The following is a 13,675-nucleotide window of genomic DNA, read 5'->3' on the forward strand; positions in this document are numbered from 1 at the left end:
AAAGCGCCGATACACAGAACAAGCGGCGCGAGGGAGGGACGTATGAGCAAGTCTTTCGAGCAACGCCGGCTGCTGGGCGCTTCGGCGGCCGTGCTGATGGTACTGGCCGCGCCCGTCGCGGCGCAGGCGCGCGCTGAACAGGCCCCAGAGCGGACTTTCGACATTCCGGCCCAGGACCTGTCCGGCGCCCTGCGCGCCTTCGGCCGGGCCTCGGGCAAGCAACTGGCCTTCGACGAGAACCTGACGCGGGGCAAGCGCGCGCCGAAGCTGAAGGGCGCCTATTCGGCCGACGAGGGCCTGACGCGGCTGCTGGCCGGCTCGAACCTGGTGGCCCAGCCCACCGCCAGCGGCGTCTACGCCATCCGCGAGCGGCCGCTGCTGGTCTCGGCCAGCGCCGCCGGCCAGTCGGCCGCGCCTGCCGCCGCCGTAGAACAAAGCCGTCCGGAAGAGCCCGCCCAGGTCGACGAAGTGATCGTTGTCGGCACCCCCGGCGGCGCCGGGATCGACAAGTTGTCGGCCAGTTTCGCGGTCACCACGGTCAGCGCCCAGGACATCCTCAAGGCCTCGCCCAAGAGCAGCGCCGAGCTGCTGAGCCTGGTGCCCGGCGTCTGGGTCGAGACCTCGGGCGGCGTGGCCGGGGCCAATGTCTTCGTGCGCGGCTTTCCCGCCACCGGCGACGCCGAGTTCCTGACCATCCAGCTGCAGGGCGCGCCGATCTATCCGCCCTCGACCCTGTCGTTCCTGGAGAACTCGTCGATCTTCCGCGTTGACGAGACGATCTCGCGCATGGAGGCCCTGCGCGGCGGTCCCAACCCGATCTTCTCGAACGGCCAGCCGGGCCTGACCACCAACTTCATGCTCAAGGAAGGCGGCGAGGAGACCAAGGGCCTCGTCAAGGCCACGACCTCCGACTACGGGCTGCGCCGCATCGACGGGGTGATGAGCGGCAAGCTGGCCGATGACCTCTATTTCATGGCCGGCGGCTACGTGACCCGCTCGCCGGGCGTGCGCGACACCCAGTTCGACAACGAGAAGGGCCAGCAGTTCACGGTCAACCTGACCAAGCGGCTGGAGCACGGCAAGGTCAACCTGTACGCCCGCTTCACCGACGACCACGGCGCCTGGTACCTGCCGTTCGCGATCAATGTTCCCGGCATCGACAAGGGCGAATACACCCAGCTGGGCGAGCTTTCCCGCCAGCAGACCCTGCAGGTCCACGCCAACGGCGCGACCCGGAGCTTCGACCTGGCCGATGGCCGGGGCTGGAAGGGCTATGTGGCCGGCGGCAGCTTCGAGCATGAGTTCGGCGACGGCTGGACGGTGCGCGACCGCTTCAGCTTCACCAAGGGCGACGCCAACACCTATGGCCTGGTGCCCGACGGCGGGGCGGTGACGGCCGCTTCGGTGGCGACGGCGATCGGCGGCCCGGTCCGCACGCGCGGCGGCGCTGCGCTGGGGACCGGCGACTATGTCCAGAACTGGGGCGCGTGGATCGTCGAGAAGCAGATCCAGGCCCTGACCAACGACTTCAGCGTCAACAAGACGGTCGGCGATCACTCGATCTCGGCCGGCTACTACGCCTCCAGCTTCTCGTCGGACGACTTCTGGACCATCGGCAACTTCAAGCCGATGCAGGTGAAGGCCAATGGCGACTACTTGGCCGCCAACGTGTCGTGCGCCAACCTGGCGACGGCGGGCAGCGGCTCGGGCTGCTGGGCCTATGGCCTGCTGTCGAACGGCGACGGCAAGGTCAACGCCATCTACCTGGCCGACAGCTGGCGGATCATCGAGCCCCTGCGCCTGGACGTCGGCGTGCGCCGCGAGAAGTTCGAGACCGACTATGTGGTCGACGACGGTAACGGCTATCCGGACGGCCTGGCCCTGCGGACGACGGACTACAGCCAGTCCAAGACCTCCTACACGGTCGGCCTGAACTACGACCTCAATGAAATGTCCGGCGTGTTCGCCCGCTACTCCAAGGGCTACAAGTTCCCCAGCTTCGACAACTTCCGCGAAAACCTGACCGACACCCTGAGCGTCAAGCAGTACGAGCTGGGCTACAAGCTGCGCTCGGGGCCGTTCGAGCTCTACGCCACGGGCTTCGCCAACACCTTCGACGGGGCCAAGTTCGCCGACGTCGGCGGCACGCTGGAGACCAACTCCAACAAGGCCCACGGCCTGGAGCTGGACGGCCGCTGGCGCTCGGACTTCGGCCTGTCGCTGGCGCTGAACGGCACGCTGCAGAAGACCGAGATCAAGAAGTCCTCGATCCCCGGCAACCAGGGCAAGAGCGCCCAGCGCCAGCCCGACTGGCAGATCCGCTTCACGCCCAGCTATGACGTCCAGCTGGGTTCGGTGGCGACCACATTCTACGGCACGGTCAGCGCGGTTGACGACCGCTGGGGCGACAACGCCAACACCCAGAAGCTCAAGGGCTACACCAAGGTCGACCTGGGCGCGATCTTCAATGTCGGCGACTTCAGCGTCCAGGTGGCGGCCGACAATCTGACCGACAGCCATGGCCTGACCGAGGGCGATCCGCGCTCCACCAGCGGCGCCAACGCCCGTCCGATCCTGGGTCGGTCGGTGCGGTTGTCGGTGGGGTACAACTTCTAGAGACTTTAACCCAATCCGATTTCCCCGGCGAAGGCCGGGGCCCAGATCGTAGATCAGAGCGTTTCGGATTATCGTCCATTGCTCAGCCCTATGATCTGGGCCCCGGCCTTCGCCGGGGAAACGGTTGATTGTTTGATTTGAGTTTGAGGTCCCGCATGGTCCGTCTGATCGCCGCGACGCTCGCCGCCCTATCCTTGGCTTCAGCCGTCCATGCCCAAGGCGCCGCGAAAATCCCAACGCCGGCGGACACTTACCAGGAGCTGTTCCACCAGGTTCAGACGCGACGGATCTTCCCGGACGGCAAGACCTTCGTCGACGCGGTCCCCAAGCGCGCGCCGGCGAAGATCCTGGCCGATTATCGAGCCCATTCAAGGTTCAGCGACGCCGAGCTGAAGCGCTTTGTCGCCGCCAACTTCGTGGTTCCGCAAGCGGGCGCCGCGCCCAAGCCCAGCGCCGCGCGGCCGCCGCTCAAGGATCACATCGCGGCTCTCTGGCCACACCTGACCCGGCCGCCGGTCAAGCCGGTGGCCGGCGGTTCGGCCCTGGCCATGGACCAGCCGTTCGTCGTGCCCGGCGGGCGCTTCCGCGAGATCTACTACTGGGACAGCTATTTCACGATGCTGGGCCTGAAGGCCGACGGCCGCGACGATCTGGTCGAGAGCATGATCGACGATTTCGGAGGCCTGATAACGGCTTACGGACATATCCCCAACGGTGCGCGGACCTATTATCTCAGCCGCTCGCAGCCGCCGTTCTTCTTCGCCATGGTCGGGCTGTCCAGCGCCACGGACCCCAAGGTGCTCAAGACCCGCGTCGACCTGATGCGCCGCGAGCACGCCTTCTGGATGGACGGCGAGAAGGACCTTCAGCCCGGCCAGGCCCACCGCCGCGTGGTGGCCTTGGCCAAGGGCGTCGTCCTCAACCGCTACTGGGACGACCGCGACACGCCGCGCGACGAGTCCTATCGGGAGGACCTGGAGACGGCGCTGAGGAGTTCTCGCCCCGCCGCCGACGCATTCCGCGACCTGCGGGCCGGGGCCGAGAGCGGCTGGGACTATTCCTCGCGCTGGATGGCCGACGGTCAGGCGCTGTCGACGATCCAGACCACGGCCATCGTCCCGGTCGACCTCAACAGCCTGATGTACGGCCTGGAGAAGGCGATCGCCAAGGGCTGCGCTCAGCTGGCCGACGCCGCCTGCGAGCGCGACTTCGACCGTCGCGCCCAGGACCGGGGCGAGGCCATCGACTTCTATCTCTGGGACAACGCCAAGGGCGGCTATGTCGACTACCAGTGGAAGACCGGCCGGCGCCTGGACGACCTCAGCGCGGCGACCTTCTACCCGCTGTTCACGGGCGCGACGGACGAGCGGCAGGCCCACACCGTCGCCCAGAAGGCCTGGGACGTGCTGCTGGCCCCCGGCGGTCTGCGCACCACCACCGTTCGCACCGGCCAGCAGTGGGACACGCCCAATGGCTGGGCGCCGCTGCAGTGGGTCGCCGTCTCGGGCCTGCGCCGCTATGGCGAGGACGCCCTGGCTGAAGAGATTTCCAAGCGCTGGCTGGCCACGGTCGAGCGCGAGTACCAGGCCAGCGGCAAGATGCTGGAGAAGTACGACGTCGAGGAGGCCAAGGCCGGCGGGGGCGGGGAGTATCCCACCCAGGACGGCTTCGGCTGGACCAACGGCGTGGCGCGGGCGTTGATGGAGCCGGCCGCCAAATAGCTAGCTCCTCTCCTTGTCATCCCGGCCGTAGCGAAGCGGAGAGCCGGGACCCAGGGGCGACCGCACTGCGCCGGCCCCTGGGTCCCGGACAGCCTCTATGAGGCTTCCAGGATGACAAGGATTGCAGGCCTAGAACTCGAAGCCGATCGTGCCGAACACTTGGCGCGGAGCGGAAGAGTGGAACACCAGAATGGTCCCCGCCGCGTCGTCCGGGGCGAACACGCTGCTGTCGAAGTTCGAGGCGTAGCGCTTGTTCGTCAGGTTGGTGACGTTCAGCGACGCCTTGGCCCCCTTCATGAACCCGACCGGGCTGAACCTGTAGCTGACGCCCAGGTCGAAGGTGGTGACGCCGGCGAAGCTCTGGTCGTTGGTGTAGGTGTAGTAGCGGCGGCCGGTGTACTTGCCCTGCAGCGAGGCCGAGAAGCCGCCTTGCTTCACGGTCAGCACGCTGGCGAGCATTTCCTTCGGCGTATCGACCTGCTGCTTGCCGGCCGTCTGCTTGATCACGCAGGTGGTCGTGCACCAGTTGAGGTCTTCGTCGTAGGTCGACTTGTTGTACGAGGCCGAATTGTACCAGTTCAGCCAGGATGTCGCCTTCCACAGCACGCCGATCTCGGCGCCCTTGCTGGTGACGCTTCCGGCGTTGTGGAAGGAGTTGCCGCAACCCGGATTCTGCTGCTGGTTGGTCGGGCAGGGATTGTACTGCAGCAGGCGGTTGTTGAACTTCACGTCGTAGGCGGCGATCGAGACCTGAAGATTGTCGCCGACATAGCGGTAACCGGCGTCGAAGCTCTTGGAGGTCTCCGGCTTCAGGTACTGGCCCTGGGCGTTCCAGACCGCTTGCGACACCGACTGCGGGCCCAGCTTAAAGCCGCCCTGGAACATGGCCATGTTCTCGGCGTAGCTGGCGAACACCTCGTGGCCCGGGGCGATACGGTAGCGCGCGCCGATTTCCGGCAGGAAGTCGTCCTTGGCGTACAGCGTGCCGCTGGCGAACTGGCTGGACGCCGTCACCGGCGCCTTGGCGATGCCGCGCTGGGCCTCGGCGGCCGACTTGGCGTGAGTGCTCTTGAAGCCGAAGTCGATGCTGAGCGCGTCGTCCAGCAGGGTGACCGTGTCCTGGACGTAGAACTGCTGGGTGGTCCAGTTGGTCTGCTGAACCCACTGGGCGGTGTCGGGCTGGCCCTTCAAGAACTTCGCCAGGCTGAACGGGCCGGTGACGTTGGTCCAGATGTAGCGCGCGGCGCTGCTGGTGTTGTCTTCCAGCCAGAGACCGGCCTGGATGTGGTTGAAGCCCAGCGTCCAGCCCACGTTCGCCACCACGCCGGTGCGGTCGATGGTGTAGCGGGTGTCGCGGATCTGGACCGGCAGGTCGTCGGCGGTCGAGGTCGTGCCCTGGTTCGACAGGCCGGTGATGAAGTTGTTGCCCGCGCCCTTGTCGGTGTGGCGATAGACCTGCACGTGGCTGGTGATGTTCTCGCGAACCTTGAAGTCGCCCGACAGGTAGTAGACCTCGTCGTTGCGCAGGATCTGGCCGTTGGTGAAGGTGACATCGGCCAGCTTCTCGGGCGCGGTCGAGGGGACGCACTTGGCCGCCAGCGAGGCCACCGAGCAGGCGGCGCGGCCGACATAGGCGTCCCAGTTCGGCGCATAGCCGGCCCAGTCCCAGCCCAGGCGCGAGCGCATGTCCTTGGAGAGATAGGTGTCGTCGGCCTGGTTGGTGCGCGACACGTCCGCGAAGGCGGTGATGACGTTGTCGCCGAAGCGGTACTGGGCCTTGGCGTTCAGCTGCTTGCCGGTCGACTTGTTGTAGGCGCCCTGGTTCACGAACAGGTCCTGCTGGGCGTAGTGGCCCGAGACATAGGCCGAGAAGCCGCCGTGCTCGCCGGTGTCGAAGCGCATGAACGTGCGGGCGGTGTCCTCGCTGCCCACGGTCCCGTTGATCGAGAAGCCCATGTCCTTCTTCGGATCGCTGGACGTGTAGATCAGCGCGCCGCCCAGGTTGCTGGTCGAGGGGATGGACAGGCCGGCGATGCCGGTGGCCAGGTCGGCCCGGCCCAGGTTTTCCGAGATCAGGGCGCGGCTGATGGTCAGGCCGTTGTAGTTGTTGTAGGCGCCGTCGCCCAGCGGCATGCCGTCCAGCGAGTAGCCCAGGTGGGTGGTGTTGAAGCCGCGCACCTGCAGCGACAGCGACTGCTCGTTGACGCCCAGGGCGTCGATCGACTGGGCGCTGACGCCCGGCAGGAAGTTCAGGGCCTTCTGAATGCTCGTGCCCGGGGGAAGGACCTCCAGGCTGGACGGCGTCAGGGTGTTGACCGAGCGGGTCTGACCGCTGCCGACGATGACGACCGCGTCGATCTCGTTGGTGTCGGCGGGGGCGCCCGCGACCGCATCGGCGGCCTTCGCGGCGGGGGCGTCGGCGGCCAGAACCTCAGCGGCTTGCGCCTGGGCGGCGAACATGAGGCAGGCGGCGATGGCCACCAGGCTGGCGGATCGGAGCAGCATTTCGGATATCCCCTCGATATCGCGCGCCACGCGGATTTTCGTCTATGGCACCGATTGGTTTGAGCGCCGCGTCTATTCCACAGGTTGATGACGGTTCTGCTGCGTCTGGATGACAGCTTGCGTCACAAAACCGATGCACACCCTCCCTAAGAGCGCGCCAGGTTCACCGAACGCCTCGCATCCTTTTCAGGAGCTCTCGATGTCGCGCCATCGCCTTGTCGGAACCCTCGTGGGTCTCGCCGCCCTGGCCTTGGCGGCTGGCGCCGGCGCTCAGTCGCGCACCTATGTCACGCCGCATTGGGACAACACCCCCGGCGACGTCACCGTCCCGTTCGGCGGCAAGACCTATGTCAATCACGGCCTGGTGGCCGTGGGCTGGCTGCCCGCGGCGACGCGCGACTTCAACGGCGAGACCCTGGGCTCGTTCTCCAGCATGGCGCTGTCGAACTGGAGGAGGGCCGCCGACGGGTCCTACACCGGGACCTTGCGCACCCTGCCGGACCGGGGTCCCAACAATGTCGGACCGTTCAAGAGCACGACCGACTACGCCAACCGCGTCCACGAGCACGCGATCAAGCTGGTTCCCGGCAAGGGCCTGACCATCACGCCCACGGGCGGCTTCCTGTTGAAGGACCAGACCGGCCAGCCGTTCACCGGCATGGACCCGGGCGCCAACGTCGTCGAGCGGGGCGGCGTGCGCTATCCGTCGCCGGCCAGCGGCGAGGGGGCGGGGAAGCTCAGCCTGGACAGCGAGGCGATCGCCTACCTGCCGGACGGGAGCTTCTACGTCTCGGACGAATATGCGGCGGGCGTCTATCTGTTCGACAAGGCCGGCACGCTGACCGGCGCGATCCAGACCGTCCCGGCGCTGCTGCCGATCAAGAAGGGCCAGCTGAACTTCGGCGCCGAGAAGGCGCCTGACCAGGGCCGCCGCAACAACCAAGGCCTGGAAGCCCTGACCATCAGCCCCGACGGCAAACGCCTGATCGCCGTGCTGCAGAGCGCGACCGTGCAGGACTCCACGTCGAACAACGCCACCCGCAACAACACCCGCGTGCTGGTCTATGACATCAGCAAGACCCGGCTGCCCAAGGCGCCGATCGGCCACTACGCGCTGCAGTTGCCGACCGTGCGCGAGAACGGCGACGGCCAGGCCGCCGACGTCACCGCGGCCCAGTCCGAGGCCGTGGCGCTCAGCGACACCCGCCTGCTGGTCCTGGCCCGCGACGGCAATGGCCGGGGCAAGGGCGCGGCCAATGCGCCGGTCTATAAGAGCATCCTGCTGGTCGACCTGGCCGCCGCGACGAACCTGGCCGGCACGCCCTACGAGCAGGGCGGCAAGCCGATCGCCAAGGACGGCGTGCTGAACCCCGACATCAAGCCGGCGGCCCAGGCCGAGCTGGTCAACATCCTCAACCCCGTCCAGCTCGCCAGGTTCGGGATCAATCTGTCGGTCGCGCCCTCGACCCCGACCAGCCTGCCCGAGAAGATCGAGGCCATGGCCATCGGTTCGACGTTCGACAAGACCGGCGACGTCTTCCTGCTGGTCGGGTCGGACAACGACTTCGCCACGGCCAGGGGCCACGTGAACGGCCAGGACTTCGACGCCTCGCTGCATGGCGACACCGGGGCCGGCGACAACGACAACCTGGTGCTGGTCTACCGCCTGTCCCTGCCGAAGTGAGCTTGACCCTCCGGGCGGGCGCGCCTACCCCGGACGGCGAAGGCATGGAGGTCGAAAGACCTCCGGGAACGCGGTGACCAATCCGCGGCTGCCCCCGCAACTGTGATCGTCCGTCGATCGTCGCGGCACGCGCCACTGGGAGCGATCCTGGGAAGGCGCCGCGACGGGAGGGCGTAAGCCAGGAGACCGGCCTTCGTCATATCAACGCGGCCGGCGGGGTGTCCGGCGAGGGCAGGGTGATGAACGAAGAACTCCCGGACGGCGAGGCCGCCCAAGAGGCCGCGAAGAACGCGCGCCATAACGCCAGGATGAAGGTGATCCAGGCGGCGCGGGCCAAGATGATGGCCGAGCGCCAGATCGAGAAGGGCCTGCTGATCGTCCATACCGGGGCGGGCAAGGGCAAGACGACGGCGGCCCTGGGCATGGTCTGCCGCGCCATCGGCCACGGCCAGAGGGTCAGCGTCATCCAGTTCATCAAGGGCGCGATGCAGACCGGCGAGAAGGTCGTGTTCGACGCCTTCCCGGACCAGGTCGAGTTCCGGCCGATGGGCGAGGGCTTCACCTGGGACACCCAGGACCGCGCCCGCGACATCGCCGTGGCGCGCGAGGCCTGGGAAGCCATCAAGGCCCGCATCGCCGATCCCGACTGGGACATGGTCGTCGCCGACGAACTGAACATCATCCTGCGCTATGAGTACCTGCCGCTGGATGAGGTGCTGGAGGTTCTGGTCAATCGGCCGGAGGGCAAGCACGTGGTCGTCACCGGCCGCAACGCGCCCGACGCCCTGATCGAGGCCGCCGACCTGGTCACCGAGATGGCCCAGGTCAAGCACCCGTTCCGCGCCGGCGTGAAGGCCCAGGCGGGGATCGAGTTTTGACCGTGCTGCGCGCGGCCGACGACGGCCCGGCGGTGGTGGTCTGCAACACCTGCCGCGTCTCGACCGAGGAGCGCGAGACGCCCGAAGGCGTGCGCGGCGGGGCGCTGCTGGCCGCCGCCTTACGCGAGGCGGCGGACGGCTCCGGCGTGGCGATCCAGGAGATGGCCTGCCTGTTCAACTGCGCCCAGCACTGCTCTATCCACCTGCGGGCGCCGGGCAAGATCGGCTATGTGCTGGGCCGGTTCGAACCGACCGCCGAGGCCGCGCGCGCGATCGTCGACTACGCCGTGGCCTATGCCGCCAGCGACGAGGGCGTGGTCCCGTACCGCCAGTGGCCGGAGGGCGTGAAGGGCCATTTCATCGTGCGCGTGCCGCCGGCGGGAAAGCTGGTGGGGGATTGAGCGCGTGGTCCTCGTCCTTCGACAGGCTCAGGATGAGGATCATGGTCGGCTCAGTAGAAACCTCATCCTGAGCTTGTCGAAGGACGAGGTTTCGGTCCCGCTTGTCTTAACCCGTCCACCGCATCGCGTTCGGCCGGCCAGCGCTCGAACGCCATGACGATCTGCTGCGCCGTGGCGTCGGCGATCAGCGCGCCGTCCTCGCGGCGGAATTCGGCGTGCACGGTGATCAGCTGCCGGGTCCGCGCCACGACCTTAGCCTCGATCGATAGTGGACCATCGCGAGCGACCCTTAGGAAATTGAGCTGAAGGTTCACCGTCCGATACAGCCTGTCGTGCGGAACGACGGTCATGGCCGCGAACGCCAACACCTGGTCGGCCAGGGCCGCCAGATAGCCGCCAAACAGCGAGCCGTCGGCGGTCGCCAATTCCGGCGACGGCCGCCAGGACTTCTGCACCCAGCCTTCGCCCCAGTCGTCGAGCAGGCCCAACCTCAGGGTCTCGACAATTGGCGGCGGCGTCGCCGTTCCGGCCTTCAGCGCGTCGAGACGTTCGGTCGCCCAGGTCATGTCGCTGCCTCCATGTGATCCAACGGAAGGCTAGGGGACAGGCGTGGCCTCTGTTACTCGACTTTCCATGGGACGGAGGGCCGCGGTGAGCGCCGTTGAAAACATGCGGAAAATCCCGCGCCAGAGCCGCGCCCAGGCGTCGGTCGACGTCGTGCTGGAGGCGGCGGCTCAGGTTCTGGAGGCTGTGGGCGAGGCTGGATTCAACACCAATGCCGTGGCTGAGCGGGCCGGGGTCAGCATCGGCACGCTCTACCGCTATTTCCCCGACAAGCAGGCGATCCTGCTGGCCCTGGCCCTTCGCGAGACCGAGGCGCACCGGAGCCGGGTGATGGCGGCGCTGGAGGACGGTCAGGGCGTGGCGCGGGACCGGGCGATGATCCGCGCCTTCGTCCAGGCCTTCGCCGGACGCAACCAGGCTCGGAGGATCGCGGCCTCGGCGATGCTGGCCCAGGCCGACCATGCCGAGCTGGCGGCGAAGTTCGCGGCGGCGGAGGAGGGGCTGACCGACGCGCGCGGTCGTCCGCTGACCCGCGTCCAGGCCTTCGTGCTGTCGCGAGCGATCCACGGCGCGATGCGCGCGGCGGTGCTGGAAGGCGTCGATTTCCTGGAGAGCCGAGAGTTCGAGGACGAGTTGGTGCGGCTAAGCCGCGCCTATCTCGCGGCCTGACGAACCGGTCGGCGCACCGTCCAGACCAGGAGCGCCGCCGACAGCAGGACACCGCTCACCACCACGCCGAAGGTGACCAGGCCGGCGCGGGTGGCGCGGGCCTCGGCGCGGGCGTGGAAGGGGCCGGCGTCGGCCTCGGCGAGGGCCGACAGGTCATCACGCGCCAGATCGTCGGACATGTCGGTCTCCTGGAGGACCACGTCTAGGGACGCGGCTCAGGCGGTGGCGGGGCGACGGGGGCGACCGGCGCGACGGGCGGCGGCGGGAGCGGGTCGGCGGGCACGGTCAGCGGGACCACCGGCAGGCCGTCGGGGCCGATCTCGCCTTCCAGCGGCAGGCCCAGGTCGTCCAGCGGGTCCTCGACGACCACGGGGGCGACGTTGCGGCCCAGGGCCGACAGCATGAAGGCTTTCCAGATCTTGGCGGGCTCGCCGCCGCCGACCACGCCATTCATCGAGCTGTTGTCGTCGTTGCCGACCCAGACCCCGACCACCAGGTCGTCGACGTAACCGACGAACAGGGCGTCGTGATAGTCCTGGGTGGTGCCGGTCTTGCCGTAGGCCCCGTCGATCGCCGCTTCCAGGCCCGTGCCGCGATGGGTGGCCGAGCGCAGCAGGTCGCGCATGCCGGCCAGCACCTTGGGATCGTAGGCGGTGGTCTTGCCCTTCTGGAAGGTCTCCAGGGCGTGCGGAACGATCGGATATTCGCCGGCCGCGATCGAGGCGTAGGCGGCGGTCAGGCGCGTCAGGCTCATCGAACCGGTGCCCAGCGCCATGGTCAGGTCGTCCGGGATCTTCTCGGTGACGCCCAGCTGGCGGGCGACCTTGATCACCTTGGCGGGGCCGAGGTCGTGGGCCAGGCGCACGGCCGCGACGTTCGACGAGGCGGCGAAGGCGCTGATCAGCGGGATCTCGCGGTCGCGGTATTTGCCCTCGTGGTTCTTCGGCGTGTAGCCGCTGACCTGCACCGGGGTGTCGAGGATCGGACTGGTGGTGGTCATGCCCGACTGCAGGGCGGCCAGGTAGACGAACAGCTTGAACGACGAGCCCGGCTGGCGCGCGCCGTCGGCGCGGTTGAACTGGCTGGCGCCATAGTCGCGGCCGCCGACCATGGCCACGACGCGGCCGTCCTTGCGCATGGCCACCAGGGCGCCCTGGGTGATGTTCAGGACCTTGCCGTCGCGGGCGATGTAGTCGTTGAGGATCTTCTCGGCCTTCTCCTGCAGCGCGGGATCCAGCGTCGTCTTGACGATGGTCTCGCCATAGCGGGCGCCGATCGCGGCGCGGGCCTGGGGCAGGGCCCAGTCGGCGAAGTAGGAGCCGGTCGGCAGCTTGTCCGGGTTCTCGATGGCCGAGACCTCGCCGACCGCGTCGGCCTGGGCCTGGGTGATGGTCTTGGTCTCGACCATGGCGCCCAGCACCACGCGCATCCGCTCGCGGGCGCCTTCGATGTTGTTGGTCGGCGCCAGGCGGGACGGGGCCTTGACCAGGCCGGCCAGCATGGCGGCCTCGCCGATCGACAGCTGCTCGGGCTGTTTGCCGAAATAGTGCCGGGCCGCCGCGCGCAGGCCAAAGGCCCCGTCGCCGAAATAGACCGACGACAGATAGCGCGACAGGATCTCGTCCTTGGAGAGGCGGGCCTCCAGATAGACCGCGATCAACGCCTCCTGCGCCTTGCGGCGCAGGTTGCGGTCGCTGCTCAGGAAGGCGTTCTTGGCCAGCTGCTGGGTGATGGTCGAGCCGCCTTCCGACACGCCGCCGGCCTGGGCGTTCTTGCCCAGGGCCCGCGCGATGGCCTTCGGGTCGACGCCCATGTGGCTGTAGAAACGGCGGTCCTCGATGGCGATGAAGGCGCCGGGCACGTATTTCGGCAGCTTGGCGACGTCGATCGGGGCTTCCTTGTAGGAGCCGCGACGGGCGATCGGCGAGCCGTCCTGCGCGACCAGCACGATGGCGGAATTGTTCAGCGGCTCGAGGGCGCGGCTCAACGGCAGCGACCAGAACAGCGAGGCGACCAGCACGACCGCCAGCACCACGGCCGCCGCCGCGCCGATCAGCCAGGCGGGACGCTTCCAGATCGGCGGCTTGGCGGTCTTGACGGGCTCGGCCGGGGAGAGGGCGGCTTCCGGGATCGCCTCGACGGCTTCCGGCAGCTCGGTCTCGGCTTCGGGAGCGGGCGCTTCCTCGGGCAGGACCTCGGGTTCGGGTTCGACGACCGGCGTGGGCGCGGGGGTCTCTTCGACGGCTGCGGGTTCGATGATCTCCGGCGTCTCGGCGACCGGTTCGGCCGGCGGCTTGGGGGGGCGCGGCTTTCGCGGACGAGGCGGCTTGGGCGCGACGGGTTCGGACGAACTCTCGGGCAGGACAGCCGCCGAGGTCATCGCGGCCTTGGCGCGCGGCTTCCGGGGCTTGCGCGGCTTCGGCGCCGGCGGGATGTCTTTGGGATCGGCGGGGTCGGACATGGACTGGCGCTCGCTTCGGGCCAGGCCCTCACTCGTCGAGCGCGCTCATTACCACACGGCCCCGGCAAGCCAAGCGCGTTGAAACCGAAGTTTCTTCCGTTCGGCCCTTGAATGGCGTTCAGCCAGGCATAGATGACCTCCCGTGAGGCTGAGGCCTCTGCCCTTCCTGGGCGTTT

11 protein-coding genes, 1 pseudogene and 1 riboswitch are annotated in these 13,675 nt (G+C 68.1%); of the genes and pseudogenes, 8 read left to right on the forward strand and 4 right to left on the reverse strand.

Features of this window, described 5'->3' with window-relative positions; genetic code table 11:
• Window positions 1-42 precede the first annotated feature (42 nt).
• From AC07R7_RS16525 to AC07R7_RS16535, 3 genes are all read left to right on the forward strand, one after another.
• Window positions 43-2,616, forward strand: coding sequence for a TonB-dependent receptor (locus AC07R7_RS16525; protein ID WP_494635919.1), 2,574 nt, complete (start codon window positions 43-45; stop codon window positions 2,614-2,616).
• Between the two features lie 155 nt (window positions 2,617-2,771).
• Window positions 2,772-4,337, forward strand: a complete 1,566-nt coding sequence (treF, locus tag AC07R7_RS16530; RefSeq protein WP_494635920.1) for an alpha,alpha-trehalase TreF — start codon at window positions 2,772-2,774, stop codon at window positions 4,335-4,337.
• Window positions 4,334-4,438 (forward strand): hypothetical protein, encoded by a 105-nt coding sequence (locus AC07R7_RS16535; protein ID WP_492884390.1) that lies wholly within the window; start codon window positions 4,334-4,336, stop codon window positions 4,436-4,438. The genes treF and AC07R7_RS16535 overlap by 4 nt, the downstream gene beginning before the upstream one ends.
• A gap of 28 nt (window positions 4,439-4,466) precedes the next feature.
• Here AC07R7_RS16535 and AC07R7_RS16540 read toward each other — a convergent pair whose 3' ends face one another.
• The gene (locus tag AC07R7_RS16540) at window positions 4,467-6,842 is read right to left on the reverse strand and encodes a TonB-dependent receptor (protein WP_494635921.1); all 2,376 of its coding nucleotides are present in this window, start codon (window positions 6,840-6,842) and stop codon (window positions 4,467-4,469) included.
• A 199-nt stretch (window positions 6,843-7,041) separates the two neighbouring features.
• On the opposite strand from AC07R7_RS16540, the gene AC07R7_RS16545 reads away from it, so the two are divergent.
• The 4 genes and pseudogenes from AC07R7_RS16545 to AC07R7_RS16560 all read left to right on the forward strand — a co-directional run.
• Window positions 7,042-8,526, forward strand: coding sequence for an esterase-like activity of phytase family protein (locus tag AC07R7_RS16545; RefSeq protein WP_494635922.1), 1,485 nt, complete (start codon window positions 7,042-7,044; stop codon window positions 8,524-8,526).
• 23 nt (window positions 8,527-8,549) lie between these two features.
• Window positions 8,550-8,735, forward strand: a riboswitch (cobalamin riboswitch).
• 30 nt (window positions 8,736-8,765) lie between these two features.
• Window positions 8,766-9,404 (forward strand): cob(I)yrinic acid a,c-diamide adenosyltransferase, encoded by a 639-nt coding sequence (gene cobO / locus AC07R7_RS16550; protein ID WP_494635923.1) that lies wholly within the window; start codon window positions 8,766-8,768, stop codon window positions 9,402-9,404.
• A gap of 2 nt (window positions 9,405-9,406) precedes the next feature.
• On the forward strand, window positions 9,407-9,805 hold the full coding sequence (locus AC07R7_RS16555) for a DUF1636 domain-containing protein (protein WP_494636107.1): 399 nt from the start codon (window positions 9,407-9,409) through the stop codon (window positions 9,803-9,805).
• A pseudogene (locus AC07R7_RS16560) lies at window positions 9,801-9,895 on the forward strand (hypothetical protein); the annotation flags it as partial. The gene AC07R7_RS16555 and the pseudogene AC07R7_RS16560, both read left to right, overlap by 5 nt.
• Here the strand turns inward: AC07R7_RS16560 and AC07R7_RS16565 are convergent.
• Entirely contained in the window at window positions 9,868-10,371 is a 504-nt protein-coding gene (locus AC07R7_RS16565; protein ID WP_494635924.1) for a PaaI family thioesterase, read from the reverse strand. The pseudogene AC07R7_RS16560 and the gene AC07R7_RS16565 sit on opposite strands and share 28 nt — an antisense overlap.
• A gap of 103 nt (window positions 10,372-10,474) precedes the next feature.
• Between AC07R7_RS16565 and AC07R7_RS16570 the strand changes: the two genes are divergently transcribed.
• Window positions 10,475-11,038: a TetR/AcrR family transcriptional regulator gene (locus AC07R7_RS16570; protein WP_494636108.1), complete on the forward strand. Its 564-nt coding sequence runs from the start codon at window positions 10,475-10,477 to the stop codon at window positions 11,036-11,038.
• Here AC07R7_RS16570 and AC07R7_RS16575 read toward each other — a convergent pair.
• Complete coding sequence (locus AC07R7_RS16575; protein ID WP_494635925.1) at window positions 11,023-11,217, reverse strand: hypothetical protein; 195 nt, start codon at window positions 11,215-11,217, stop codon at window positions 11,023-11,025. The genes AC07R7_RS16570 and AC07R7_RS16575 overlap by 16 nt on opposite strands.
• Before the next feature lie 23 nt (window positions 11,218-11,240).
• Complete coding sequence (locus AC07R7_RS16580) at window positions 11,241-13,499, reverse strand: transglycosylase domain-containing protein (RefSeq protein ID WP_494635926.1); 2,259 nt, start codon at window positions 13,497-13,499, stop codon at window positions 11,241-11,243.
• Window positions 13,500-13,675: the final 176 nt, after the last annotated feature.

It is taken from the genome of Caulobacter sp. GW821-FHT05F04, from assembly GCF_059419665.1.

Excerpts from the sequence above, each read along its gene's own strand:
- AC07R7_RS16525 (WP_494635919.1), top strand. The coding sequence starts at position 43 with ATGAGCAAGTCTTTCGAGCAACGCCGGCTGCTGGGCGCTTCGGCGGCC.
- AC07R7_RS16545 (WP_494635922.1), top strand. The coding sequence starts at position 7,042 with ATGTCGCGCCATCGCCTTGTCGGAACCCTCGTGGGTCTCGCCGCCCTG.
- treF (WP_494635920.1), top strand. The coding sequence starts at position 2,772 with ATGGTCCGTCTGATCGCCGCGACGCTCGCCGCCCTATCCTTGGCTTCA.
- AC07R7_RS16575 (WP_494635925.1), bottom strand. The coding sequence starts at position 11,217 with ATGTCCGACGATCTGGCGCGTGATGACCTGTCGGCCCTCGCCGAGGCC.
- AC07R7_RS16540 (WP_494635921.1), bottom strand. The coding sequence starts at position 6,842 with ATGCTGCTCCGATCCGCCAGCCTGGTGGCCATCGCCGCCTGCCTCATG.
- AC07R7_RS16580 (WP_494635926.1), bottom strand. The coding sequence starts at position 13,499 with ATGTCCGACCCCGCCGATCCCAAAGACATCCCGCCGGCGCCGAAGCCG.
- cobO (WP_494635923.1), top strand. The coding sequence starts at position 8,766 with ATGAACGAAGAACTCCCGGACGGCGAGGCCGCCCAAGAGGCCGCGAAG.
- AC07R7_RS16570 (WP_494636108.1), top strand. The coding sequence starts at position 10,475 with ATGCGGAAAATCCCGCGCCAGAGCCGCGCCCAGGCGTCGGTCGACGTC.
- AC07R7_RS16565 (WP_494635924.1), bottom strand. The coding sequence starts at position 10,371 with ATGACCTGGGCGACCGAACGTCTCGACGCGCTGAAGGCCGGAACGGCG.